Origin of the sequence: Okeania hirsuta (assembly GCF_003838195.1) — a bacterium.
Lineage (GTDB): Bacteria > Cyanobacteriota > Cyanobacteriia > Cyanobacteriales > Microcoleaceae > Okeania > Okeania hirsuta.
The window spans coordinates 1-24,617 of record NZ_RCBY01000116.1 but is presented as its reverse complement, the minus strand read 5'-3'; the positions used below and the strand labels follow the sequence as shown (position 1 = coordinate 24,617).

At 34.9% G+C, this 24,617-nt stretch carries 20 protein-coding genes and 2 pseudogenes; 10 read left to right on the top strand and 12 right to left on the bottom strand.

Translation table 11 applies throughout. From position 1 onward, the window contains the following. Positions 1–238 precede the first annotated feature (238 nt). The 4 genes and pseudogenes from D5R40_RS39810 to D5R40_RS18795 form a co-directional block, all read right to left on the bottom strand. Positions 239–667 (bottom strand): annotated as a pseudogene (locus D5R40_RS39810) (transposase family protein). 91 nt (positions 668–758) lie between these two features. After that, complete coding sequence (locus tag D5R40_RS42710) at positions 759–866, bottom strand: transposase family protein (RefSeq protein WP_205127223.1); 108 nt, start codon at positions 864–866, stop codon at positions 759–761. Between the two features lie 53 nt (positions 867–919). Beyond that, positions 920–1,054 carry a hypothetical protein gene (locus D5R40_RS41260; protein WP_275670276.1) on the bottom strand — a complete coding sequence of 45 codons (135 nt, stop codon included), beginning with the start codon at positions 1,052–1,054 and terminating at the stop codon, positions 920–922. A gap of 154 nt (positions 1,055–1,208) precedes the next feature. Continuing rightward, entirely contained in the window at positions 1,209–1,571 is a 363-nt protein-coding gene (locus D5R40_RS18795) for an IS630 transposase-related protein (protein WP_124155043.1), read from the bottom strand. A gap of 576 nt (positions 1,572–2,147) precedes the next feature. Between D5R40_RS18795 and D5R40_RS18790 the strand changes: the two genes are divergently transcribed. Continuing rightward, complete coding sequence (locus D5R40_RS18790; RefSeq protein ID WP_124146706.1) at positions 2,148–2,525, top strand: transposase; 378 nt, start codon at positions 2,148–2,150, stop codon at positions 2,523–2,525. 300 nt (positions 2,526–2,825) lie between these two features. On the opposite strand, the gene D5R40_RS37855 is transcribed toward D5R40_RS18790, so the two are convergent. Further along, positions 2,826–3,158 (bottom strand): transposase, encoded by a 333-nt coding sequence (locus tag D5R40_RS37855; protein WP_205127669.1) that lies wholly within the window; start codon positions 3,156–3,158, stop codon positions 2,826–2,828. A 390-nt stretch (positions 3,159–3,548) separates the two neighbouring features. Further along, a complete protein-coding gene (locus D5R40_RS18780) occupies positions 3,549–3,848 on the bottom strand; it encodes a hypothetical protein (protein ID WP_124146707.1) in 300 nt (99 codons plus the stop codon). A 1,062-nt stretch (positions 3,849–4,910) separates the two neighbouring features. On the opposite strand from D5R40_RS18780, the gene D5R40_RS18775 reads away from it, so the two are divergent. Further along, positions 4,911–6,674, top strand: coding sequence for an iron uptake porin (locus D5R40_RS18775; RefSeq protein ID WP_124146708.1), 1,764 nt, complete (start codon positions 4,911–4,913; stop codon positions 6,672–6,674). A gap of 408 nt (positions 6,675–7,082) precedes the next feature. Here the strand turns inward: D5R40_RS18775 and D5R40_RS18770 are convergent, their stop codons facing one another. The 3 genes from D5R40_RS18770 to bchM all read right to left on the bottom strand — a co-directional run bounded on the left by D5R40_RS18770 (position 7,083) and on the right by bchM (position 10,766). Further along, positions 7,083–9,152, bottom strand: coding sequence for a serine/threonine-protein kinase (locus D5R40_RS18770; RefSeq protein ID WP_192901184.1), 2,070 nt, complete (start codon positions 9,150–9,152; stop codon positions 7,083–7,085). Positions 9,153–9,309: 157 nt separating this feature from the next. Then, positions 9,310–9,690 carry a DUF423 domain-containing protein gene (locus D5R40_RS18765; RefSeq protein ID WP_124146710.1) on the bottom strand — a complete coding sequence of 127 codons (381 nt, stop codon included), beginning with the start codon at positions 9,688–9,690 and terminating at the stop codon, positions 9,310–9,312. A gap of 389 nt (positions 9,691–10,079) precedes the next feature. Then, complete coding sequence (gene bchM / locus D5R40_RS18760; RefSeq protein ID WP_124146711.1) at positions 10,080–10,766, bottom strand: magnesium protoporphyrin IX methyltransferase; 687 nt, start codon at positions 10,764–10,766, stop codon at positions 10,080–10,082. A 1,195-nt stretch (positions 10,767–11,961) separates the two neighbouring features. On the opposite strand from bchM, the gene D5R40_RS18755 reads away from it, so the two are divergent. The 4 genes from D5R40_RS18755 to D5R40_RS18740 all read left to right on the top strand — a co-directional run bounded on the left by D5R40_RS18755 (position 11,962) and on the right by D5R40_RS18740 (position 15,228). Then, positions 11,962–13,221 (top strand): type II restriction enzyme, encoded by a 1,260-nt coding sequence (locus D5R40_RS18755; RefSeq protein WP_124146712.1) that lies wholly within the window; start codon positions 11,962–11,964, stop codon positions 13,219–13,221. 427 nt (positions 13,222–13,648) lie between these two features. Beyond that, entirely contained in the window at positions 13,649–13,852 is a 204-nt protein-coding gene (locus tag D5R40_RS18750; RefSeq protein ID WP_124146713.1) for a DUF751 family protein, read from the top strand. Positions 13,853–14,110: 258 nt separating this feature from the next. Then, positions 14,111–14,488 carry a PadR family transcriptional regulator gene (locus D5R40_RS18745; protein WP_124146714.1) on the top strand — a complete coding sequence of 126 codons (378 nt, stop codon included), beginning with the start codon at positions 14,111–14,113 and terminating at the stop codon, positions 14,486–14,488. A gap of 206 nt (positions 14,489–14,694) precedes the next feature. Further along, positions 14,695–15,228, top strand: a complete 534-nt coding sequence (locus tag D5R40_RS18740) for a cofactor assembly of complex C subunit B (protein WP_124146715.1) — start codon at positions 14,695–14,697, stop codon at positions 15,226–15,228. 531 nt (positions 15,229–15,759) lie between these two features. Here D5R40_RS18740 and D5R40_RS18735 read toward each other — a convergent pair. After that, positions 15,760–16,098: a DUF3155 domain-containing protein gene (locus D5R40_RS18735; protein ID WP_124146716.1), complete on the bottom strand. Its 339-nt coding sequence runs from the start codon at positions 16,096–16,098 to the stop codon at positions 15,760–15,762. Positions 16,099–16,308: 210 nt separating this feature from the next. Between D5R40_RS18735 and D5R40_RS18730 the strand changes: the two genes are divergently transcribed. Then, positions 16,309–17,715: a GAF domain-containing sensor histidine kinase gene (locus D5R40_RS18730; protein WP_240041617.1), complete on the top strand. Its 1,407-nt coding sequence runs from the start codon at positions 16,309–16,311 to the stop codon at positions 17,713–17,715. 660 nt (positions 17,716–18,375) lie between these two features. Further along, entirely contained in the window at positions 18,376–18,762 is a 387-nt protein-coding gene (locus D5R40_RS18725) for a response regulator (protein WP_124155041.1), read from the top strand. A gap of 134 nt (positions 18,763–18,896) precedes the next feature. Here D5R40_RS18725 and D5R40_RS18720 read toward each other — a convergent pair whose 3' ends face one another. Next, positions 18,897–21,086, bottom strand: a complete 2,190-nt coding sequence (locus tag D5R40_RS18720) for a serine/threonine-protein kinase (protein WP_124146719.1) — start codon at positions 21,084–21,086, stop codon at positions 18,897–18,899. A 1,227-nt stretch (positions 21,087–22,313) separates the two neighbouring features. On the opposite strand from D5R40_RS18720, the gene D5R40_RS18715 reads away from it, so the two are divergent. Next, complete coding sequence (locus D5R40_RS18715) at positions 22,314–22,643, top strand: calcium-binding protein (protein WP_124146743.1); 330 nt, start codon at positions 22,314–22,316, stop codon at positions 22,641–22,643. A 439-nt stretch (positions 22,644–23,082) separates the two neighbouring features. Here D5R40_RS18715 and D5R40_RS39805 read toward each other — a convergent pair. Then, positions 23,083–23,157 (bottom strand): annotated as a pseudogene (locus tag D5R40_RS39805) (CRISPR-associated ring nuclease Crn3/Csx3); the annotation flags it as partial. A 598-nt stretch (positions 23,158–23,755) separates the two neighbouring features. Here D5R40_RS39805 and D5R40_RS18705 point away from each other — a divergent pair. After that, positions 23,756–24,319 carry an HD domain-containing protein gene (locus D5R40_RS18705; RefSeq protein ID WP_124146720.1) on the top strand — a complete coding sequence of 188 codons (564 nt, stop codon included), beginning with the start codon at positions 23,756–23,758 and terminating at the stop codon, positions 24,317–24,319. Positions 24,320–24,617: the final 298 nt, after the last annotated feature.

Sequence of the window (24,617 nt, the reverse complement as noted above, 5' to 3'; positions counted from 1 at the left end):
TCGCGAAATAAAACCTTAAAGTGAAATGGGAAAATTCTGGTTTTCACTGATTAAATTATCCTGCCATTAAGTAGAAATTCCAGAGTCCAGCCGCAGTGAACATGAAGCGATCGTCGCGCATCTTTAATGTGATTTCGATACAATCCTCTCCCTGCATTATATCTCTTCACGCCAGATATTGTATGTTCACATTTGACGCTAACGCTACTTTTCTCTCTATTGAAAAGTAGCGTTAGCGTCAAATGTGAACATACAATCCTCTCCCTGCATTATATCTCTTCACGCCAGATATTGTATGTTCACATTTGACGCTAACGCTACTTTTCTCTCTATTGAAAAGTTTTTGTTCCTCAGTTAATTCCTTTCCTTTAGGTTTTTTCGTGGGAATTTTGATGTTGACGAATTCCTTCTGTAATCCCTGGAAACCCAAATCTACATGAATTTTCACTTCCAAAAAGCACAAAATCTACCAATTTTTCGCGCGTCCAACTGCCGAAGGCCCATGAACCTTGCCCTCTCTTGCTTTTGATAGGACGAGGACCCTTTTATCTGAGTCTGTCATGATCAGATGTTGACTCCTATGGCACTTTTTTTTACCTGAGTCATGATTTTTCTGCTTTTGCTGGTCTTTTGGACGCTGGATTGGCCGTTCCGTACCATCAATCATCACTTCTTTGGCAGATGGAAACCTGCCAATGAATTCTTCAATGCTTTGTAACTTACGTTCTGGTAAGGCCATTTTTTTCCCTAAAGCACTCTCAGGGCAACGGTTGTAGTCTTAACATCCAATAGTGTGCTCGGCTGCGGTGTAAGTCAAACAATATTCCTGCCACATCAAAGGTAGGGTAACACTTGAAGTAGAACAAGATAAAAAATAGCTTGTCTTTGGCCTCTAACAACCGCGCTTTTCTCCCTCCTCCTAAAGCTCGAACTCTAGGTTTTTGGCAAAAGAGCGTTCGCGGAGGGTGGCGGAGCGCCGTATCGCTTCCGAGTCAAGTTGGACACAAAAAGCTTGTAATAATTCATCCAATGCCTTACGGTTTAGTCCAGTCAATGCCCGCACTGAGGCGGTCTTCTTTTAGCACCCGATTCAGATCTAACATTGTCCCATCTCAAACACCCTATTAACTTTACTTTACCTTATAAAGCGACAAGTCTAATATTTCTTGGGTCTATTTGATTCAATTTTCAGCCAAATTTTTCTCTTTCTAACTCATCTCTTTCTTGATAACCAGAGGTTTTTTTTTACGAGTCAAACCAAGTTTTTTTAAACTTCTACTAATAGTAAAACCACTACAATCCCCCCATTTTACAGCCATTTGTTTTTGAGTTTGATCATCATTAGTCTCAACAAATTTATCAAATTTTTCCCAGTCTTTAATTTTAGGTGCTTGAGGAGGAGGTACACTTATTTTAGGGACTGTTGAACCTGTTACTAAATATTGGTCTCTCCACTTATGAAGAGTAGGTCGGCTGATCTTTAAGAGACGACTTACACGATTAATAGACATACCATTATTAATGAGATTAAGAGCACGTTCGCGTAAATCTTGACTATAAGGATGTACCATAACACTCACTAATTCTTTTCAAATTATTGATTATAAATTATTAATTGTAAATTGTAAATATCTGAACAGGCATCCTGAACATTTTGACAAAGACGCGATCGCGACAGCGTCACGGAGTTCGATCGCGTAATTTATGAAAAATATAGGTCATACAGTCGCTGTAATACTATTATAGATTTGTATGTAGTATGTAAATATACCAGCGCACATTGCTATAAATATAGAACAGTACATGAATTGGTCAGATATCGGCTGAAAAGTAAACTGAAAGTACCACGACCCCTAAGCATTAAGCAAAATGTAGAAGAATTTGAAGAGTTAAAAAAAACTAGAGAAAGAAAATCTTAAAAAAAATAACAATTAAGGAAAAACAAAATTTAAGAGCTGAGAAAATTAGATATTGGTGTGAAGACGTTTGCGTAGCATTCCGTAGGAAAACAAGAATTGGCCTGAAAACTATCACTGGTAAATTATTAACAGGAATGGGTATTAAACCCATAGGGAAACACCAATGGTTGTTTAAGTATTTGTGGCTTTATGGCTTGATAGAACCTAAAACAGGAGAGAGTTTTTTCTATGAATTTAGCCCTAAACGACACAGTGTGTATGGAAAAATATTTGGAGTTATTTGCCGAAAAATATCCTGATGATTTACATATTATTCAATTAGACAATAGGCCTCTACATCAAAGTTTAAATATGTCAATTCCTGAGAACATAATTTTTTTATTTCAACCTCCTTACTCTCCAGAATTAAACCCTATCGAAAGGTTATGGTTAGAAATAAAAAGAAAATTAAAATGGGAAATATTTGATAATTTAGAGCAGCTCAGGAAAAGGTTGACATCTATAATTACAGGATTAACTTCACAGACAATAGAATCTCTAGGGGGATGGGATGTCATTTTAAAGGCTTTATTAAAGGCTGGAATTTCATCCATAATTTACTTCTAGGTTTGACATCTTAATACATAGTTTATGCCTACAGTCACCTAGTTGATATCTGGCATATATTCTTAAATTTTAGCCTTTTTTTTCGATTTTCGTAATCTACTTCCCTATTCCTTATTTTGTGACTGCAGTAATGTTCAATTGCATTTATATGACTATTTTCTAGGCATTAAAGTTCTGCAAGTTTTCCATCGCAATTTATAAATTTTTTCCTGAACAACCTGATTAATCAGCAATTGAAACCTCTCCTGACTCTATAGCAAGTATGGGTAGTTTTTATATGGTTATTTTGGTTTTTGGTAGTTAAGCGATCGCAACTACTCTGTGGCGATCGCTTAATAATTTTATACCTATTCTATTGTAACAATATTTTTTGAAATTGGTATTACATCTTTCCATCCAGGAATTGGTTCTTTCTATCACCCACCTAGCTGTGACGGGTACAAATCCTGTTTTGCCTTGTTGATTCTTTTGAGCTTTTAATGGTTTAGGCGACAGTTTCAAGGGAATATTCGTCAGAATTGCCGGAGCAACTTTTTTCAACTCCTCCATAATTTTTTGAGGATGATATCCATTTTGACAGTCAAAATAGTTAGGAATTGTCCCCCAAATCGCATCGTTAATTGATTTACTCAAACGGGTCTTTGCTAGTCCTTTTATGTTTAAGTTTTCATGGGCAATAACATCCGCTTTTGATCACAATTCATTGGCTGTTTTAAAATGAAAGTCTTTACGTTGATCGGCGACCTTTTTATGTTGTTTGGCTACAGCTAGAAGAGCTTTGAACCATCTTTTACTACCTTTCTTTTTAAGAGATCAACGTTTCTGTAGAGTTTTTAATCGCTTTTGAGATGAGCGATAGTATTGAGGAATTGGAACTGATCCTCCATGGCTTGTTACCAAGAAATCTTTTAATCCCATCTCAATGCCTAGGGTGTTTTCTGTTGTGGGTTTAACATCAGAATTAAACGTAGGAACTGATTTATCCTCCAAAGTATTATTACATAATACCCATCAGCTTTACGGCTAATCGTAGCAGATAAAGGAGTGAAAACCATCTGGTAATCGTCGATGTTGAATTAATTTTACCAGGCCAATTTTGGGTAAATTAATCTTGTTTCCTTCCAGACAATCTTGTTTGATTTGAGGATAAGTAAAACTACGATAACGACCAATTCCATTAAACCTTGGTTTGCCTAATCGCTGCCCGTTTTTATCTGCTTTAAACCACCTATCAAAAGCTAGTTTTACCCGTTTAATGCAATCCTGGCATACCTGAGAATGAATTAATTTGTACTCAGGAAATTTATCTTTGGTATGGACCAAATCCTAATTCTTACGAGTAATAATCTGGGTGATCTCTCAACTGAGGAATTGGCATTATTAACGGAGATGAATTGGCGGGTCAGCTAACAATCTCTCCAGTGGCCTCATTGACATCCAGATGTAACTTACGCCGTTAGCTCGTGCGATGCTGTTAATCCGTTGTTACCCATTAAGTCGGTTTGAAAGTGAGAGTGCGTGTTTAGGTTTTGGCAGTGAGGAAAGGTCATCAGCAGACAAGGTCATCAAGGGACATAGAACGCTTTAGCGCTGCTAGATCATCATTAGGCACGAAGGAACTACATCTATGGTGTCTGACCGTGGTCGATGGAAAAAGACTAACGTCTAGAGTAGGCTTGGAGATAGTGGCCAAGTTTGAGCATTACAAACAGTAACTTCAAAAAGACTCGACCAAGGGTAAAAAGTTTATTAACCTAGTCAGGTCTCGAACTGTGGCCCTTATGCTCCGGCGACTATTTCAGGACTTGAAGAAAAACTGTATAGATTGAACTAAATTAGCTTTTGACTTTGTAGAGTAAAAAAATATCATGTCTGGTATTACCTAGTCATACTCCTGGAACAATAGGCAGAAAAATAAAATAAATCAAATATTACATTCAAGATAGTTGCACTATTGCGTAAGAGGTGCTAACCTTCTTGGTAAAAAAAGGTAACTATGTCTACTGTATCTAATTATTCAGAAATACTTTGAGTCTACTGATAGTTCTAGTGAAGTTTAGACATATTTATCTAATATCTAAATTGTTGTTACACTCAAGGGCGATACTTAACTTGTCTTTTTTCAGGATAAGTTTTGTGTAAAAACTACTAGGAATAATTTTATGGAGAAAAATATTCTATTTGTTTATGCCATATTTTAGAGCATTGAAGCCCTTAATTCTCTAATGCTAAATAATTTTAGATATCTATCTCCAGATTAAACCAGATTAAACTTAGCTAACACTAAGACTTCTGTTAAGAAAATAAATTGGAACAATCAATAGTAAAATCTACTCTAAACAGTAGGGTTGTTCATTGGTTATAAAAAGGTGTGAGGAGAGCAAAATGACAAAAATTACCCTGAATGTTCTAAAACAGACTTCTGGTGTATTCAGTATCGCCACTTTACTAATAGCTAATTCTGCTTTAGCAAATCAGGTTTCTGTAGAACAACTGGCTAATGCTCAAGATGTTAATACAAATACAACTAACTATTCAACTACTTCATCTGAACTGCCCACAGAATCACAAGGTGATACCTCCTCAGAAGAAGTAGAAATACCAGGAGATACTAGATTACAAAATCTAAAAGATCCTTCCCTGAAGATTCCTGGAGCAGAGTTAGAACAAGTAGATCCCATGGGACAAGTAACATCTGTGACTCAATTATCAGATGTCCAACCCACTGATTGGGCTTTTCAAGCTTTGCAATCTTTAGTAGAACGTTATGGTTGTATTGCTGGTTATCCAGATGGTACTTACAAAGGTAATCGGGCGATGACCCGTTATGAGTTTGCTGCTGGTCTAAATGCTTGTTTGGATCGAATTACAGAATTAGTCGCAGCAGCAACAGCAGATTTAGTGACTCGTGATGATTTGGCAGTATTACAGAGACTGCAAGAAGAGTTTGCTACAGAATTAGCTGAGTTGCGTGGCCGTGTTGATGCTCTGGAAGCTAGAACGGAGGAGCTGGAAGCCAATCAATTCTCAACAACTACCAAACTGGGTGGTGAAATTTTATTTTGGTTGAGTGATACCTTTGGAGAAAAAGCTGGGGGACGTGGACTACCACGGAGTGACGAGGATCGAACAGAGGCGACTCTTTCTTATCGGGTTCGTTTAATTTTTGATACCAGTTTTACAGGTAAAGATCGCTTGAGAACTCGTTTACAAGCTCGTAACGTTCCTAACTATAGCGCTCGAGATTTGACAAATAGTTTGATGACTCGTCTATCTACAGATGACGATCTAGATGATGATGTGACTCTCAATAAACTGGCCTATCGTTTTCCTTTACTCAACAATAAAGCACAAATAGAGATAGCTGCTAATGGCTATGGTATTGATGACTTTGTGGCACCTATTAATCCTTTTCAAAGTAGTGGTGCTGGTTCTTTTTCTAGGTTTGGACGCTTCACCCCTACTTTCTATCGTGCTCCTTCTGATGCGGGTATGAAATTTGCCTATGCTTTCAGTGATGCGATTGAGATGACTATAGGTTATGCTGTACCAGATTCGGAAGACCCTCAAGAAGGTAGAGGTCTTTTTAATGGTGGGTTTAGTGGATTTGGCCAGGTTACAATTGAGCCAAATGATAAAATATCTTTTCAACTAGGTTATTTGCGTGCATATCATCCGAAAGGAGATTTGAACTTAACCGGAAGTACTGGTAGTTTTCTGGCCAGAGATCCTTTTAATGACAGAAGAAGTACAGCAGACAACCTCAACTTTGAAGCTCAATGGAAAGTTAAGGATTGGTTTCAAATAGGTGGTTGGGCTGGTGCCTCATTTGCTCGTCCTGAAGATGATAGTGATGATGATGATATCACTATCATCACTGGCGCTTTGACCTTAGCTTTTCCAGATCTATTCAGGGACGGTAGTTTAGGAGGTATCATTGTTGGTGTACCACCAATTATTACTGATGGTGGTGATGATGATGATTTAAAAGACCCAGATACATCTATACACATTGAAGTATTCTATCGCTTCCAAATGAACGACAATATTGCGATTACTCCTGGTTTGTTTGTGATTACTAATCCTAATCACATTGAGGATAATGAAACTCTCTGGGTAGGAACTATCAGGACTCAATTTAGGTTTTAGAATATTACTAAAACCTGAATTGACTAAGCAAAACAAAGAAAGTAGGGTAAATAAGAAATCATCTTTTTTTCCTACTTTTGCTTTTTGTGTTAGTTCAGTCTGTAGAGTAAAATTTTTCTAGTTATAGCAGTCGAAGCAAAGGGCGCGGACATATCAAAAGCTTAACACTCAGACAACGCAAGGTTTTTCCTTCTTCCTTCTTCCTTCTTCCTTCTTTCTCCTGCTATAATATTATTTCTGGTTGAACACTTACTAAATAAACGGAAACAGGAAACAGGGAAGATAAATCAACCAAAGAAGAAAAGAGAAAGTTTTTATCTATTTTAACAGGTTCGTTTAAGACTCCCAATCTTAGAGGGAAGCAGTTCCGACCCAGGAAGTTAAGTGATTAAATCAGCGGACAGAATATTATGGTATTCGCCAGACCTTAATAGTTTGATCTGCACTTCCACTAACTAAGGTTTTACCATCAGGAGTAATAGCAAGAGAACTTATTGATTCAGAATGACCAATCAATGTTTGTAATTTCTCCTCTGTAATTAGATCCCAAATAGTAATATTTTCACCGGCAGCTACTATTTTTTGCTGATCAGGAGTGAAAACAATAGATTTGACTGCAGCTATATTTGGTTTAATTACACTTTCTTTTTCCCCTGTGTTTAAATTCCATAGTATAATAGTTCCATCTTCACTTCCACTAGCTAAAGTTTGATTATCTGGACTGATAACGACCGTACTAACTGCCTTGGTATGTCCCTCTAGAGTTTGTCTACGAATACCCGTACTAACGTTCCACAGTCTAATGGTTCCGTCATTACTACCACTAACTAAAATAGTCCCATCTCGGCTAAAAGCTAAAGTATTTACTTCATGTTCTTGATCTGGTATCCAGGTAAGCATTCGACTACTTGTTTGGATATTCCACAATTTCATTAATCGATCACTACCAACACTTGCTAATGTCTGTCCATCAGGACTAATGGCCACTGCCTTTGCTTGGCCTTGATGAGCCAGAATTGTATCTATTAATTTACCTACTCCTAGATCCCAAAATTTGATAGTTTGATCGGCACTACCACTTACTAATATTTGACCACTAGGACTAATTGCTAGAGTAGTTACTTGAGCTGTATGAGCATCTGCAATGTTATTTTTTAATTCCTCAGTCTTGAGGTTCCAAATTTTAATTGTATTAGAGCTACTTGTAGCAAGAATTTGACCATCTGGTGTCAGAGCGATCGCATTTACTGGTCCTAAATAACCATTTAAGGTAGTCTGCAAAAATCGACTACTATTCAACCCTCGTAACAATAGGATTGGATCTGCAGGAAAAATTCTATAGCGCCAAAAGCCATAAAATTGAGAGGTTGCTACTGCCAATAGCAACATTGTTAACCCGATTATCAGATTATTTTTTAATTTAATGTTTGACTGATTACGGGATATTTTTGTCTTGAATTTTGTTCTAGATAAACTTCTTGTTTGAGTTTGGTCTGTTGGCAATTTAGTGTTTTCTTGGCCTCGTTTAGTCTGCTTAGAAGGGGAAGGCATTCGATAATTTTCTTTACCAGAACTATCTCCGGTATCAATTTCTGCTAGGCACTGCAAAATCATGGCTGGAGTTTGAGGTCTATTTCCTGGGAAAGGAGCCATCAAATAATCAACTATATCTGCCAACCTCTTTGATATGTGAGGAGCATATTTTCGCCATTGCAATTTTCCCGAACGAGGATTTTCTGGAAAGGCCGTGGGGGGTTTACCTGTTAATAAATAGACAAAAGTCCGCCCTAGAGCAAAAAAATCTGATTGAGGAACAGCTTTGCCATTTGTTTGCTCTGGGGCAGTATATCCTGGTGAGACAATACCTGTAACATTTTCCCCCTGACCTACTTTGACTAAGTAAGTTTCAGATACCTCTCTGACAGTACCAAAATCTATTAACACCAATTGGCCATTTAGTCTACGCATGATGTTGTGGGGCTTAATATCTCTATGGAAATAATTTTGCTGATGAACTTTTTCCAATATTTCCGATAATTGTGTCAGCCAATCTACTGCTTGAGCTTGATTTATTGGTCTATGGCGACGACTTTTCATCCAATCCTGTAAATTTGCACCACCAATAAATTCCATTACGAGGCAGTGTATAGATTCATCACTATTTTCTGGGAAAAATGTAAAATAACCATCTTTTTCTATCTTCGGAATCCCAGGGTTTCGTAAACTGATTAGTACTTGTGCTTCCTGCTGAAACAGAGATACAGCTTTTGGATGACTTTTCAGTAATACTTTTAGAACTTTTTTTACACCTTGATCATCTACTAAATAAGTTTTCCCAAAACCTCCCCCCCCAAGGGGCTTAATCACGCGATACCGATTTTGCAGCAACAATTGTGAGCCACATTGACAACAAATGCGTTTACCAGCATTTAATGGGTCAGACGGATTGGGGCAGTTGGGATTAAGGCAGTAACTCACAGAAGCCAGATACCCAGATTTGTATAGCTTTGGTTTACTACACTATAGCTCGAAGTTGTCTTCTTTAAAACTTTTGGCAAAATATTGTTCATTATTTGCTGATTTTTTGACTTGAATATCTTTAAATATTTCTATAAATAATCAAAATAATCAATTTTTATAGTTTTAAGTTCCAACCAGCGACTGCCATACACCCCCATCCAATAATCAAGGCAATTCCACCTATGGGCGTAATAGCTCCTAACCATTTAATTCCTGTCAGACTTAAAGCATATAAGCTCCCAGAAAAAATTGCTATCCCAATAATAAAAGCATAGCCAGCCGCCACCATTAATCCTTGAGGTAACTCTTCAATAGTTAATAAAAAAGCCACCATTAACAAAGCTAAGGAATGGTACATTTGTAAACGAGCACCTGTCTGAAAAATGTCTAGAAAGTATTGACTAAACTTTTCTTTCAAAGCATGAGAAGCAAAAGAACCAGCGACTACAGACAAACCTCCTAGAATAGATGCTATTACTAAAAAAATTCTAGTCATTAATTTTTTACTCCTGTGTCATTTTAACGAAATCATAAGTCAGAAGTTGTTTTTGTAAAGGGGATTTGAGCAAGCCTCCAAAAACATTTCGCCTTAAAAGGCGGGGTGGCGCGACCCAATTATTTTGATCACATTAACCCTAATTTTTATCTATTTTTATCTTCACTACTTTTCTCAAAATATTTATAATATTCCTAATATAGTTGTTATTTAATATTAAGCAGTTGAGCATTTAAGCTATATAACTTATTTGTCACAGTCAATGGAGAATATCAAATCTAAATAACTCTTAGGTTAATTCAAATTTTAGTTATAAATGTAGTTATACTATATTTATTTTTAGTACATTAAGTACCAATTTCAATCTTCTTTAACAATTATTGAAATTACTAACGAGTAGCTTCCAGTAAACGAGAGTAGTAGAAGCTAGTGCTGTTCATTGCTTGTCTTTGGATAGAAAAACCATTACTTTCTATAATTTTGATAATATCAGCTTCACGATGCTGATAAGCGCGAGTAGTTTTACTTGGTCCAGGAAATAACTCACCTACTTTTTTCAATAAACTTAAAGCTAAAGTTTTTGGTGCAAAGCTAATAATAAGTCTAGATTCTGCTAAAGAAATCAAATGATTAATCATATCTGCAACTTTTTCTTGAGGATAATGTATCAGCACATCCAAACAAATAACTGTATGATATTTACCACTTAAAGTTTCTAAATCTTGAGCAACAAAATTAACGTTACCCATACTAATTAAACTAGACTTAGCACGTTGATATGCTTCGGCGATCATCTTTTCTGATATGTCACTACCATAGATAACTGCTCCAGCTTTTGCCAAGGGAATACTCAAACTACCAACTCCACAACCTGCATCGCAAATTGATAAACCGGATAAATTCCCATCTTCTTGTAGCCAACTGAGAACGTTATCAACGGTTTGTTGATGTCCTTTTCTAATATCTAATTGTACTTTATTTACTTGGCCTTCTCCATAAATTCTTTGCCACCGCTCAAAACCAGTGGAATTGAAATATTCCCGAACAATTATTTTGTCGTCTGTCCTACTTTTCATGTCCACCTAATGCTAAAATACTTCTCAACTAAATTTACAAAAGTTTGTAAACTATCCTAGTCTAAACAAAATAGTCAAGCCAATTTTTAGTTTATCAAACGTACTTTTCCAGAATCATGGGGGTAATAATTGACAAAAGTCATAAGAAACTAGACATTACGAATGGAAAGGATAGTTTAAACTCAACTTGATTATTATGACCTATCTTCAGGGCAAAAAATTGTCACCATGATAAACTCTCAAAAATTTTGCTTGATCGGCTCCTCAATTTTAACATACCTGTCATTTTTATCTTGACATAGTGGAACCTATACCAGTAATAAGATTTTTGCTAAAAACCATAAATATTTTGAGAGTTAAAAATGAAAAATTAAGTTTTTCAAACACATTTTACTTTAACAAATAAGTCTGTTAAAAATAGTGGGATAGGTTTCACTAATAACATTAATTCATAGGATTTTATATTGGGAATAAATTGAAAAAAATTAAAGTATTAAAGTTACTATATCAGATGAACAATAGCATAACTAATTTTTTGAAATTTAGGACTGATACCTATAATTAATTGACTTGATTTTGCCAAGTTTACCACCTTTGATTTAATCTAAATATATTATAATTGTCGGAATATCTCCCAATATCCATGGAAAATAAACTTGATGAAAACAAAAAAATAAAAGGAATAAACCCATTAATTATCCAGGGATAAAAAAAGCTAAAAAATGTGAACAAATGAAAGATAAAAAAAATATGATTTAGACCTTTTTTTGAGTCAATTTACTAACTTTTCATATCATGTTCGTTGTTATCATTTGTGTAAACCCAAGCTTGAATGTCTACAGGAAATTTAAGTAAAATTTTTCAAGCTTTTCAGCCTTCTTCCCTATCTCCTAGTTGAGTGGCAAGATGCCCCGCCTCAGCTTTCTTCCTTACCGAAAAATTGTGGGTATGCGCCTCCCTTTTTAAAGGGATAAAAAGCGGTCGATCTTCGGAGCTTCCCGTAGGGTGGGATGGCGTACTTCGGAACGGGTCTGCAAGAACGGGTCTCCTCGCTGGCCGACCATTGAACAAGAAAAAAGAGACTATTCCTTATTTCAAGCCTCCTTATTGCAGAGGTACTGATAAATAGATAACTGATAACTAAAATGACCCTTACCTTACAATACTGATGCTACCAGACTGAGATAAATTAGGTATGACTAAAAATGACGTAGCATGGAAAAAGTTATTTGAAAAATATCAAATCTTAGAAGAGGTAAATAAAAATGGCTTATTCAAAATAGAAGCATCTCAAATTAATCAGGAACGAGAAAGCAGACTCATGGCAAAATTTGACCATGTTGTTAACTTACCAGAAATATTTAAAGAGAATTGTCTATCTATTTTACCAATTTCTCGTTCTCAATATATTATTGGTCACTTTAATATACACTTACCAGTCAAATATAACTCCAAATTTGAAAGTATTCCTTGGCAGTTTCCCAGAGAAATAGAAACGATAGATTACACTAATTTATATTCTGAAAGTTCGGCATTACTTTGTGTATTTAACATAGGTATCATTGATGATTTAGTTAACTCAAAAACTAAATTTACCGTTTCTGGCAGAATGTCTACTGGAACTTTTGATTTTTACATTAAAAATTCTATTAATAATCAATCATATTCAATTAATGTTGCTAACTCTCAGTGTGAAATAGATGCAGGTTTTGAAACTGACGATCGTTTGATTTTAATCGAAGCTAAAAACTATAAGGTTGAGGATTTTTTAATTAGACAACTCTATTATCCATATAGATTGTGGTCAAAAAAAATCAGTAAGAGAGTTGTACCAGTATTAATGACTTACTCTAACGACATTTTCAGTTTTTTTATTTATGAATTTGTAGATATATCAGACTATAATTCTATCACCTTGGTAGAAAATAAAAATTATGTAATTGCTTCAGAGAAAATACAAATAAGCGACATAGAATTCCTATTAGATCAGATCAAAATAATTCCTGAACCGCCAAAGATTCCATTTCCACAAGCCAATAAATTTGAAAGATTAATAGACTTAATTTCACTACTATTAGAAAATGATTTAACTTCAGATGAAATTACAGAAAATTATCAATTTGATGAGAGACAAACTTATTATTATACAAGCGCAGGAAAATATTTAGAGCTAATAACAAAACAGGAAAAAACTTTTACACTAACAAACCAAGCCAAAGATATTTTTTGTCAACGACATAAACTTAAATATTTAAAGCTCATCGAAAAAATATTGGAACACGAAGTATTTAATCAAGCTTTTAAACTATCCTTAGAAATTGCCCATATTCCCTCAAAAAAACAAATAATCCAACTTTTGTCTGAAAATCATCTAAAAATAGGAGATAAAACTAGAGAAAGACGAGCTTCTACTGTAAAAAGCTGGATAGATTGGATATGGTCACAAATTGACTAATTAGGGCTTGCTGATTAAATCTAAAAGTCTTTACAGATAAAGGTTTTAGTCTTTTTTTTGCCTTTAAAAAGTACCTGGTTTTCAGCTCTTCACGCTCAAAAAGGAGCGTATTTTAGGCGCATAGTTGGGCAGAAAAATCAAGGGACAAAACTTAGCTCCTACTTCCTCGCTCCCGACCCTTTTCTCCTGTCTTCCCCTCCCAGGAGGGGAGGGGTTAGGGGTGGGTTGTCTCCTACCCTCACCCATAAGACTTTTTCAGCAAACCCTAATTAGATATTAAACTAATATTGTACATAGCAAGGAACGAGTTGGTTAGGGCATAGATTGATGATCAATCTTAGACAGAGAGAGAAATTATTTTCCCACTGTTACCTGTTCCCTGCTCCCTGTTCCCTGCTATAGAGTTAAAATTTTATCAAACAAAACAATGCAAGATTTCTTCAACAATGTCTCTCGCTACCCACGATACTTTATTACTATTACCCTCGGAATATTCTTTTTTCTATTCGATCAACTTAAGCCACTATTAAATAAACCTGTTACGGCGATCGCTCTGATCGGTCTAATCATCGGGACATTTGTTTTTCTAGTCTTAACTCTACAAGCTATGTTAGGTATAAATCCAACCTAAGAAATAGTAAATTTATGTCTTTCTTAAACTTCTACACTACTAATCTGCTAAAATTGCTGCATTTTTTATAGCATTTACTAAGGGAAATAAATAGACCCCCTGCAAAATTGACAGTCAAATAAATTCCTATCCACAAATCCTCAATTTATTTGGCTTTTGACTTTTAACTTTTGACTTACTTAATAGAAGAAGTCTAATGAGTGGTCACCTAATGGTTTGCACGATAGATTGGAAGATAGAGTGAGTGGATAAATTCAGATGACTTCTTTTGAGGACATTTATCAATTTTTTCAAAGTCCCCCTCCGGTCTATCTAAACAAAGAATTAGCAGTGTGCTATATCCTATCTGTGTTGTTACAAAGAGACTCTTACGGAACTGAGCTTATTGGCCAATTAGAAAGGGACTACCCTATTTATCGACTTTCTGACACAGTATTATACGGCGCTCTGAAATTTCTTGAGGATCAAAGCACAATTATTGGCTATTGGAAAAAAGTAGAAGGAAGAGGGCGTCCACGGAGAATGTATCAAGTTATCCCTCAATGGCGTTCTCAAGCTACAGATTTAGCCCAACTATGGTACGAATATACTAATAATGGTCATATTCGGCCTCAAATTCAACCATCAACTATGTAAATAGATTAGGCAGGTGAGGACAATTTTGATGCTGATTTTGGCTAAGACTCCCATTGAGAATATTTTTGTGCCAATTTTTCAGCTATAAAATCTAAATAGAAGTATAAATCCTAGCTGATATTTGTCACAAAGCAGCTAGTCTTTTTTTTTGTTGTAAACTTATGTAAAAGAGAACACATAAAAAAACCATTCAAATTTAAAATTGTATGAATAATACAGCTTTAGTATCGTCATTTGTACTGACGCTTCTATCTAGCATTGGTCTAGTTTTTTTTATCAAAGCATCAGTAAAAAATAGGACTAAGAACCTCAAACTGATAGCCGATCGGGAAGCTGATTCACTTTTACAGCAGCTAAAAGAATATTTTAGCTATCGGGCCTACCGAATTGTTAGTGCTAATGCAGCTGAGAATCAACTAATATTTGAAGGAGTAGTTCGACCGAGTTTGTTTTTGGCATTTTTCTTGACCCTATTAGCTGCAATAGGTTGTTTATGTTTTGGCTTGGCTTTATCAATGTTAGTTCCTGAATATGGCCAATACTATCTATGGCTAGTGCTAGCATCTCCTTTAGCAGGTATTTTTTATTGGCAAAAGTCTAAACGACCAGAACAAGTGTCTCTAAAGTTAGAAGGAATATTGACTGAGGATTCTGGGGTCAAAAGTTTAATTTCTGTCACAGCTCATAGAGACGAATTAACAGCTTTACAAACAGCTATAAACTTGAAACCATACCAATAATCAAGTTATAAGTATAAACAGTTATTAAGATAAATTATTTTGATCAGCTACCAATAGTATTGCTATAGGATTTCGGTCATTGTCAAGGTTGTCGCAATCCATTTGGTCAACTGATCGAGTGATTAACTAAGATGAGTAGCTGTAGTGTATACCAGATCGTCAAAAAGAAAGCAAGTATATTGTGGGGATGATTTGAACAAAGGTCAATCAAATATGTTGGTTTAACCTAGTTAAAAATCAGTAAAACAATAATTTCCCGCTCAAACCAAAAGTTATAACGGGAGAGATTCAAAAAAAAACTTAGGATTTAAGTCCATTGGCAGATGGAAGCTTTAAATCCTAGTTAATTGAGCACATAAGGCTATAAAATCTGTGACCAAATACTACTAAATTAAATGAGCTGGGAGTACGAGTTCAGTATTACCCACTCACCTACTAAATATTTCAGTAGAAGTTAATATTTGTTGGTGGTCATCAAAAATCAAGGACATTCTTAATTTGCCCGTAAAAAACATTAAATTAATGATGTCCTTACACTTTAATTATATTTGGAGTAGAACTAAATATTTGCTTTTTGTCAGGTGTCTTAGCTTCAGTCAAAACCTTTAAACTAGGAAACAAGAAGTGATTTTCTTCAACGTACTGAGCTCCAAATAAACCTTTTTCAGCCCAAAAGTATCGATCCGTAGTATGCTCATTCCTTCTAACTAAAAGTACAGCAGGGGGAACAATACCTTGGGCATGAATAAATTTACGGGCTGCAGTGACTGGTTTATCTTCACCACTTTCAATACTATACTGAGCCACTTGCTCAAGAATCCTGCGTCCTTCTTGTCTACGACGACTTTTGCGCTTACGTCTTCTAGCCAATTTCCTTACCTCCTGTGTTAGCCGATGGGTGTAGTTATGGCTACCAAATTTGATAAGATTATATAAATTTTAGTTGAAAAACTCAAGTGTTTTTAATATTTTGATACAAAATATACACTTTGATGAAGATAGCTTATAAAATTCTGAGATATTTAGAGTCCCAAAAAAGTCCATATCTAGTGGAAAGTCCCACAAATAGCTCCAATGCTAATGCCAACCAGTACAGAATTTATTAGACTTTGCAGATCACAAATAGCCCTTGTATCTAGTTGGGGTGCATGTTTAAGTATAGTTTACTTGACAGAAAAATTAGTAGAAGGAGATGAAGCTAAACTAATTCCCATTATTGCATACCCAGAAAAGTTTGAGAATGGGGAAGCTACTTCAGTTTTCAAAACAACCTCAGAAATACAAATATTAGGCGATCTTCCGAAACTATCAGCAACAACCTTAACTACAGGGACAAATACTTGGCTCTTAGAACCAAGCACTGGCACAACAGAGTCAGATCCTAAATGGCCAGAAAGTCATCCTTGGCAACAACGTCAAATTGTTTTACCTTTAATCCATGATGGAGTAGTAATAGGATTACTGGTAACAGTAAGAGAAGGTAGGCCATGGAATCAAGGTGAAAAAAATCAAATTCAACAAGTAGCCCATACTATTGCCATAGCTTGTATATTAGATCAACGTTCTCAATGGTTAAAGGAGCAATTTCAGCAACAGCAAAAGCTACAAGCCCAGCAGTATGATATAATACACGACATATTGCATCAGTTGAAAAGTCCATTAACTGCACTACGAACTTTTGGTAAGTTATTGCTGAAAAGATTGTTGCCAGAAGATAAAAGCTGGAATATTGCTAATAGTATTTTACGGGAAGGCGATCGCCTCAGAGAGTTGATAGAACAAATTGATGACACTGTCGAGGTTGGGGAAGAAATTTTGAGTATTTCTGGGCAAAGCGAGTATCCTCAAACTACAACTAAAAATGACAATGTAATAGATTATTATACAGAAGCTAATAAAGAATTCAAATCATTACCACTTTTGCCAGAGTCTAATTTCTTAGAGTCAGTTTCAGTAGAATATATTTTGGAACCTTTATTAGTTTCTGCAAAAGCAATTGCCGATGAACGTCATATAGATTTAGAAGTCAATTTTCCTGAGAATTTACCTATAGTCCAAGCTAATAATAAAGCTTTGCGAGAAGTTTTAAGTAATATTATTGATAATGCTTTGAAGTATACTCCTGCAGGGGGAAATATTTATATTAAGTTGACAACTTCAGCTCCACAAACAGATGATTATCAATCGGTCAAAAATGAAATAGAAGGAATGCTAGCAATAGCTATTAGCGATACAGGTTATGGTATTCCAGCACAAGATTTAGAACATTTATTTGAACGAAACTATCGGGGTGAAAAAGCTAAAACGGACATTCCAGGCACAGGATTAGGATTAGCGATCGCTCTTGATTTAATACATATAATGAAAGGCAAAATTCAAGTATATTCTCCTGTAGTTCCTCAGTGGTTGTCCCATGATTTACAACAGCAAGATGCCATAATTAATAGTGGCACTACAGTGGTTTTATGGTTACAAGTACTAAATTAAGATTGGTATTTTCAGCTATAGCTATATATAGTAATTTTACTGTTGGTTTAACTTGAATATTAAACATTACCTATTTATTGCTCTCTTCACAATAAATAAAATAGGGCTATTGTAATAACCCAGTTGCATTTGAGGAAAAAAGTTTTATCATACAAGAGTACAAACACACTCTGAACTTTTACAAAGAGAATTAAAAACCTTTGTAAGTGAGTTTAGCTTTCCTACAATCCACTCCTTAGTCGGAGCGTAGGAAATATCTAGGGAGTTAGTACATCAGGAGCATCTAAAAGTTTAACCTCTTGCTTGATTCTTCAGCCAAAATTTTACCTTGATTAGGTGGGGAAGGAAAATTTATGCTGTTGAAATATACAGGGATATAATTATCCCAAAAACTGGCAAGAGGTTTTTTTAATTTTTATGTTTTGTATGAAATATATTTCATACTTACTAATTTCATAGATTTTTATAAAAATGAATAATTTGCAAGAAGTATATCCGGAAGCTGTAATTTGTATCGTAGATAATAATGATAGTAACCTCAAGTTATTATCTAGGTTATTGAAAGACAATAACTATGAGTTTATAGTAGCTAATAGAAGAGAAAAATTTTTAAATACATTACAAAATATATCAGTAGACCTAATATTAATAAATTGATCATTGGAAAAAGAGCAATGGCAGACTTGCCAATCTTTGCAAAGCTCAAAATTAACAAAAAATATTCCGATAATTTTTATGGGAAACACACACAATGAAATCAATCAAATTAAGAGATTAAATATTGAGAACTTCGATAATATTAATATGCCCATACAAGTAGATGAATTTTTAACAGAAATAAAGTTGCATTTGCAAATATTTTCATTAAAAAAACAACTCCAATCTCAAAATAAAATCTTACAACAAGAAATATTCTTAAGAGAAAATATAGAAAATGAAGTAAAAAAGCATAAATCAACCCTAGAAAATTTGGTGGTGGTGCATAGTAATGGTAAAGGAAGCACCGAGAGTTTGGGGAGATGGGGAGTGTGGGAGATGGGGAGATGAGGAGTGTGGGAGAAATTAAAAAATATGTATCCTACCATTACCATGCAGGACTATCGAAAATTTGGTAGTCCTACACAGTAATGGTAAGTGGAGACAAACAACACTTAGAAAGAGAGCAAGTGGACATGATATTACTATAGCTTCCAAATTAAAATCCGACCTCCTTCACCTCCACTAACTAGAGTTTTACCATCTGAAGTAAATTGCACTGGATGATAACCACAAAGACTATCTAATAATTTTCCTGTCTGCAAATTCCACAATTTAACCGTACCATCTAGACTTCCACTAGCAAGAATTTGACTATCGGGAGTAATAGCAACAGATAAAACTGCACGAGAATGACCTTTGAATATATTCAGTAACTCACCTGTGCGAACATCCCAGAGTTTTATAGTTCGATCTGCACCACCACTTGCGATCGCTTGAGCATCTGAAGTAAAAGCAATTGAATATACTCCTCCAGAATGTCCCCTCAAAGTTTTCAGACTGACACAGGTTCCTGCTTGCCAAATTTTGATGGAACTGTCAGCACTACTACTAGCAAAAATGTGATTTTGAGGATGATTTTTTGCGGTATCAGTATTATTAACTTTGGCATAAGTGACACAGAAAACTTTATCTAAGTGTTCATGTAATTTGCAAAGTAATTCTCCATTACGTTGATTCCAAAGTTTAATTGTATGGTCAGCACTGCCACTTATTACGGTTTCATTATCTGGACTAATAGCTACTGACAAAATAGCACCACCCCGATGACTATAAGGATAACCTAAATGGCTATAAAATCTGTCTGCAATTGTTTTTTTCTGTAAGTTCCAAGCTAATATTGTTCTATCATCTCCACCACTGAATATTCTTCTACCATCAGCGGTAATAGCTATTGTATATACTTCGGCAGTATGACCTAAAAATTTATGCAAAAGTTGTCCTGTTTTGAGATTCCATAGTCTAATTATTTTGTCATCGCTGCCAGTTATTAAAGTAAAACCGTGGGGACTGATAGCTATGGTGTTTATAGAAACGTTATGCTCTTGGATAATTTGTACACTTTTCCATAACTGAGAGAGTTTTAAATAGTTTCTAATTTTTGTTTTTGTTGAAGATAAATTTGCTTTTTTCTTTTCAAATTCTATGACGTTATTCAGTGGTTTTGATTGATAGTTAAGATGTGGTTCTTCTGATAATTTTTGAGTGCTTTGATAGTGACTATTGATGTTGTTATGAAATATTTTTCCCCGCTTATATTCATTTGATTCTGCTACATTTTGTCTGTTTTTCCATGCTTCTACTTCTGCTTGTACAATTATACTGATATGAGGTACTTTCTCCGGCTCTTCTTGAGTTTTTTGTATTTCTTCTAAAGATTTTTTTTCTACTTGATAAATATGAGTTTTTGGGTGAATATTAGGAGTTGATTTATGGGAAATTTCTGTTAGTAATTCTGTAGCTGATTGATATCTTTCTTTTACTAGGTCTTTGACTAATTTATCTAAGACTTTTTCTAGGCGATCGCTAATTTCTCTTCCTTGTTGAACTAGATGCGATCGCCAGATTAATTCTCCACTAAATGGGTCAAATAGTTGGTTAGGTGCTATTTGAGTTAGCAAGTGAATACAGGTCATACCTAAACTGTAGAGGTCACTAGCTGGATATGCTTTACCTCCGCGTATTTGTTCTATTGGAGCATATCCTAATGTACCAGTGATAGTACCAATTTCACTCGCAAAATCCTGACTATTTAGTTTGGCAACGCCAAAATCTATTAAGACTAATTTATGTTTTCCTTTTTCTAGCGATCTTGAAGTATTAAATCGTAATATATTTTCTGGTTTTATATCTCTATGAATTACTTTTTCTTCGTGAATAAATTTTAATAATGGCAATAATTCTAATAATATTTCCCAGATTTTATTCTCGCTAAATACACCTTGTTCTTCTAATTCTTGGAGAAGAGTTTTTCCGGCGATAAATTGTTCTACCAAATAAAGATTTTCTTGCTCTTCAAAGTAAGCATATAAAGTGGGGATTTGAGGATTATCTCCCAATTTTAATAGTTGCTCTGCTTCTCTTTTAAATAATTCTGATGCTTTTTCAGTAGAGATTAAGTTGTGATTTTGTGGAAAAAATTGTTTGACTACGCAGGATGTATTAAATCTATCTAAATCCACTGCTAAAAAAGTTCTGCCAAAGCTGCCGTTGCCAATAGGTTTAATTACTTGATAATGTCCTCGCAGTAACAATTTTGAACCGCAAGCTTGGCAAAATTCTACATCGTTGGGATTTTGAGGTTGTTGGCAATGTAAGTTGAGGCAATAACTCATAGAAAAAAATTAGTAAATTTAATACTTAATAGGAATTTGTACTGCTTCTTCCTCAGATTTTTTATATATTTTGTAAGCATTTAGCTGTCAGGATTCAGCTATCAGCTATTAATTCATTACCTTGATAGCAAGGAATTAGTATTGAGAGATTTAATGATAATTCAAAGTATTGGAAAAAAAACTAACCTTGACCTTAGCAGTGTATATTCATTATTTGTGAAACAGCTAAAAGCTGACTGCGAGCTAGCTGAATGCTTACTATATTTTTTTATTTTATAAAAATCTCATAGATACTATAGTATCCATAATTTACTCAAATTCTCATAAAAATCAGTAAATTAAATAAAATTTTAATGATTATTAGTCAATTCAGTATTGACTATAACAAAATAGGTATGATATAAGATTTATTAAGAGTTAAACTGAGTTTGATTATGGAAAATAGTGGTTGGCTTGATTTACTGAGTGGTGGTTTAGCAGTAGCAATTTTAATTGGGGGATTAATATTATTATTTAAAGGTATTTCTTCAATGCCAAAATAAAAACTTTAGACGGAGGAGTCAGTCCTCAGTCCTCAGGAGAGAAGAAAGAAGAAGAAACAGCAGGAGAAGGAGAAAGTGGCGTTGGTGATGCGTGGTTATGATTGTGCTTTAATGGCAATTGTCTAACTATTAACTGAAAAGCATTTTATATTTCGCTAAATTTAGGTTTCATAGCTTGATTCACCAACGCCGAGAAAGTTTTTTTATGATTAATTATCCGAACATGATATAAAAGCTTAGACGGAGGAGTCAGGAAGACCGAGTCAGGAGTCAGGAGGGAAGAAAGAAGAACAGAAGCAGAAAGTTTTATTATGACTAATTATCCGAACATGATATAAAACCTTGGAAAGCTTTTCTGAACTTTTTACCTGGTTGTTCTAGTAGGTTAGAACTTATGCTGATGATGAACCGAATAAGAAGAAATGTTTTTCCCGCTGTTCTCTGTTCCCTGCTATAAAATAGAAAAAACTGAACTAAATCCAAAAACAATGAGTGGGCAAACTCCCGACGGATTTTATGAATTAACTTCTGAGTCTGACAACTTTCAGCTAACTCCAGGATTACTTGTCAATTTGCCTGGTGGTCTACTTGGTTTATAGCGGTTTTCATTAATATAGAATACAACTATTTATGCAACTTATTAAACTTTAGGTATATCTATGAATTTTTACTGTAGTCTACCTTTGTGAAAACCGCTATAAGTGGCAATTACTCAATTATTGGAGCTATAGATGCAGAAGTTATTAACGGCAATCAAGATAATGATACAATCAATGGAAATCAAGGAAACGATACGATACTTGGTGGCAAAAATTTAGACTTAATTTTCGGTGGTGATAATGATGATTTCCTGAGTGGAAATTTAGGAAATGATGAGATTCATGGCGATGTGGGAAACGATGTATTAAGAGGAGGAAAAGAAAGTTATTTTCTGATTGGTGGTACAGGAAATGATAGTTTGTATGGGGATTTAGGAATAGATGCTTTGTTCTGTTTCGAGTTTAATTACATCTAATTGTAATGGAAATTTTCTGGTCATTTTCTGTGTTTAATTATTATCAAAAGTTACCGTAGGTTGGGTTAAGCGAAAGCGCAACCCAACAGATTTAACGAAGTCAGAAGTCAAAACTCAGAAGTCAGAAGTTGTTTTTGTCAGGGAAATTTGAGCAAGTCTCCAAAAACATTTCGCCTTCAAAGGTGGGGTTGCGCGACCCAATTATTTTGATAAGTTTGTTGTTAGGTTTGCTTAACTTCTTTCTTCTCAAAGCAGATACAAATTTGTTGTTGGGTTTCCTTTGCTCCGCAACGCTTACGCGAACGTCAACCCAACCTACAAAATGCTTAATTATTAATTATTTGGTAATTCTTTTGTGCAGATACAAATTTGTTGTTGGGTTTCCTTTGCTCCGCAACGCTTACGCGAACGTCAACCCAACCTACAAAATGCCTAATTATTAACTATTTGGCAACTCTAAAGTTAAAACAGAACCAACAGTCACCGCATGAGTATGAGTAGAAACCACAACAGCACCAAGTCGAGTATCATAGCAACCTACCCAAGCAGCAGAATGACTTTATGTATTAGATAAGCGTATAATCATCGTATAATCATATTGGTGCCCTACGTTCAATAATACCATCAGCATTAGTTATTTCAATATGAATATGTTGATATGGCATTCCATCAGTAGTTTGATGGGAAATTAAATTAAGTTGTATAGCGGTTATTTCAGTTATCAGTTATCAGTTAAAAGGGGAGACTTGAAACCAAAATTTTTCGGTCATATACACAAGTTTATTTTTGACTATTGATAGTCTAACATGGCCTATACTAGGGGTTTTCTGCTAGGTATTAATATCACTTTCTGTAGGTTGGGTTGACAAAGGAAACTCAACATTATAATTATATGAAATACAAAAAATTGTGCAAATACACGAATCTCCCCATCACTCCATCTCTCCGTATCCCCATCTCCCTAAATTATTGTTGGGTGGCGCTGTCGCTTCACCCAACCTACGGTCTTTGTATTTATACCGTAATGTGGAAATAGTCTTTTCAAGAATCCTGTATATTTAATATTAGGAGGAAAAAATATAACAACTGACAACTGATAACTGATAACTGAAATGACCGCAACAAGACTAACAGAAAAATTTGAACGAGCATTAGTATATGCTTACCAATTACATTCTCAACAGTTACGCAAAGATGGACATACACCTTATATTGCTCATTTGTTGAGTGTGACAGCTTTAGTATTGGAAAATGGAGGGAATGAGGATGAAGCGATCGCTGCGTTGTTACATGATGCGGTGGAAGATAGGGGAGGTCTGGAAACTCGTCAACATATCCTGGAATTATTTGGTGAAACAGTGGTTGATATTATTGATGGTTGTACGGAGTCGGAGACTATTCCTAAACCACCTTGGGAGGAGCGAAAATTACGTTATATTGAGCAAATTCGTCATGGAACTCAATCTGTAAAGCGTATTTCTCTTGCTGATAAACTACATAATGGGAGAGACTTATTAGCTGCGTTACGTCAGGAGGGGAAAATAGTTTGGAAGCGTTTTCGTGGGGGTAAAGAAAAAACTCTTTGGTTTTATCATTCTTTGCTTTCTTGTTATGAAGATGATAATTATCTGAAGCAAGAATTTATGAGAATTATTGCTGAATTAGAAAAATTTTAAATTGAAGAAGGAAGAAGGAAGAAGGAAAAATTTTACGTTGTCTTAGTTTTAAGCTTTTGATTTGTCCTAACCTTTTCTTCAACTGCTATAGCTCTACCCACATTCCGCACGACAAACATACTACAGTACCTTTTTCCACGAAGATGGTGGAACACAGATTCTAATATTAAGAATTATAGTCAATAGTTAATGTAGTATGTATTTATTGCTCAGATTTTTACATGATAGGCATTACGAGCTTTATTAAGTATAAATACATACTACATTAACTATTGACTATAATTCTTAATATTAGAAT